The following is a 433-nucleotide window of genomic DNA, read 5'->3' as shown; positions in this document are numbered from 1 at the left end:
GAAGTCCGAGTCCGAGATCCGCAACATCGTGATGGAAAAGCTCGAACTCGTCGGTATGCCCAACGACGGGCACAAGTTCCCCGGTGAGATCTCCGGCGGTATGCGCAAGCGCGCCGGCCTGGCCCGTGCCCTGGTGCTGGACCCGAAGATCATCCTCTGCGACGAGCCGGACTCCGGTCTGGACCCGGTGCGTACCGCCTACCTGTCCCAGCTGCTGATCGACATCAACGCCCAGATCGATGCGACGGTGCTGATCGTGACGCACAACATCAACATCGCCCGGACCGTGCCGGACAACATCGGCATGCTGTTCCGCAAGAAGCTGGTCATGTTCGGTCCCCGCGAGGTGCTGCTCACCTCGGAGGAGCCGGTGGTCAAGCAGTTCCTCAACGGTCGCCGTATCGGNCCGATCGGCATGTCGGAGGAGAAGGAC

General features: G+C 63.2%; 1 pseudogene. It reads left to right on the top strand.

What is annotated here, in order from left to right:
* Positions 1-433, top strand: a pseudogene (gene mceG / locus H7I41_RS15615) (ABC transporter ATP-binding protein MceG); the annotation flags it as partial.

This window comes from [Mycobacterium] manitobense (assembly GCF_025821665.1).
Taxonomy (GTDB): Bacteria; Actinomycetota; Actinomycetes; order Mycobacteriales; family Mycobacteriaceae; genus Mycobacterium; species Mycobacterium arseniciresistens.
Note: the sequence above shows the minus strand (reverse complement) of the source record. Positions and strands in the feature narration are given on the sequence as shown.